The sequence below is a fragment of the Acinetobacter sp. YH12052 genome (assembly GCF_013419835.1).
GTDB classification, from domain to species: Bacteria; Pseudomonadota; Gammaproteobacteria; order Pseudomonadales; family Moraxellaceae; genus Acinetobacter; species Acinetobacter amyesii.
The window spans coordinates 1-1,681 of the sequence record NZ_VOZI01000050.1 but is presented as its reverse complement, the minus strand read 5'-3'; the positions used below and the strand labels follow the sequence as shown (position 1 = coordinate 1,681).

The 1,681-nt window shown below is 38.6% G+C and carries 2 protein-coding genes; both read right to left on the bottom strand.

The window, feature by feature from the left end; translation table 11 throughout:
- Positions 1–467: 467 nt before the first annotated feature.
- A complete protein-coding gene (locus tag FTU06_RS16640; RefSeq protein WP_074163995.1) occupies positions 468–968 on the bottom strand; it encodes an META domain-containing protein in 501 nt (166 codons plus the stop codon).
- 2 nt (positions 969–970) lie between these two features.
- The coding region (locus FTU06_RS16635; protein ID WP_306670142.1) for a hypothetical protein at positions 971–1,681 on the bottom strand (711 nt) is incomplete at its 5' end.

Genomic DNA, 1,681 nt, shown 5'->3' with positions numbered 1-1,681 from the left:
GTTGAAAGATTCAGAATTTCTGCAGCACGGACTTGTGTAATACGTTGATCTCGAACATCTTGCAGGACTGCAAGACGTTGTATTTCCTTGTCAGACATAGTGATCAGCATCTCAAGTTTATATCCAGTCCATGATGTTGATGCGCATCATAGACCAGACATTTTTATTGGTGAGAATACAGACACTTTAAATGGTTTCTAACAAGTCGACTTCGCATAACAGCCATTATGTTAAATAGGGAATTCAAAGCTCTTTCTAAGAGTTGGTATAGTGGTAATACTTATTGAGTGCGTAAAAGAATTAGATTAATAAAATACTCAAAAGAAAAATAGTAAAAGGGAACTTACAGAAAATAAGTTACCGGCTCTTAAAATTATATTTAAACAAAGAAGCCCAACTAAATGATTGGGCTTCCTCATATCTAACTTTACCTTATGATTTTCATCAGTGTACTGCAAGAATTTAGACTACTTGTTGACTTGAACACCTTTAAAAATCAATTTCTCTTTTTTTTGTGTTTCTATAAGCAGTTGTGCCTGCCCCTTACGAGATTGAAGATATAATGTGGGAGCATTCACCAGAATATCTATCATCGTACTTTCACGTAAGTTGATATCATCAGGACAGCCCATCATTGTGGCAACAATTGGTTGTTCAGCATATAAATGATTGCCCTTAAAATGAATACCAATCGAATTTATATTACAAAACAAATTCCCAATATACAGCATCTTTTCTGCAAATTTTAGCGTGATAGGTTGGTCAGGTTTTGAAGCCAGAAATAATGAATCTATACGTTCACTATTAGCATTTGTTGCCTCGATTAATTCCCAAGAAAATTGCGCCAAGGTCTGCTCACTAAAGGACATCACTTGTAATTCTTGTATCTTGGACTGATCGGCTGATGAAGGCTTATGACAAGCGCTCAAAAGTCCAACGACGAACATCAGTATAAATATTCTAGTCATCGTTATTGTCCGTATAATAATGAGTAACCCTCTTTATAGAGTTCATCAGTAGACATATAGGTCATATATCCATTAGGTTTGGCGGCACCTCCGCAATACCCCTGACCTTTCATGGAAGAACTCCATGTGCCTTGATAAGTTGCAGTAGATAATAACCCTGCCGCCACACTTCCAATAAAGATTGGACCACCACTATCGCCACCCCAACAATCCAACGTTGGACCTGAAACTTTTACCCATGTTGCATTACACACACCTGCCCCTGATGGTCCACATTTATTGTCAGTACCAAATGCTTTAAATGCGGTCGACTGAACCGTACCACAACTATAACCAGTTTTCATTCCATAATGACAGACATACGTACCAACAGGTGTGTTACCTTGTGTACGTCGACCAGTTAGAGTTTTGACCACATTGTCACTGGCGAAAAATTCTGGGTTCAAGGTATGTGTAGATGATACTAAACTCATGGTTTGGAAATCCTGACTACCATTCCAGAAGTCTCCCACAAAGGTTAGTGCACTATTATCATTGCCAGTTGTCTTGCGGTCATCTACAGTAATTTTGTAATTCTTACAGTGAGCCGCTGTGGTCGCAAATTTTGTACCCGCAGCGTTTTTCACATTAAAACCTGTTGTACAATTATAAAAAGTGGTTGAAGTTGTACTATCCGCCATCAGCATGGTTTCTGCTGCCCTTACTGCGGCACT

Coding starts and splice junctions, on each gene's coding strand:
- FTU06_RS16640 (WP_074163995.1), bottom strand. CDS start 968: ATGACTAGAATATTTATACTGATGTTCGTCGTTGGACTTTTGAGCGCT.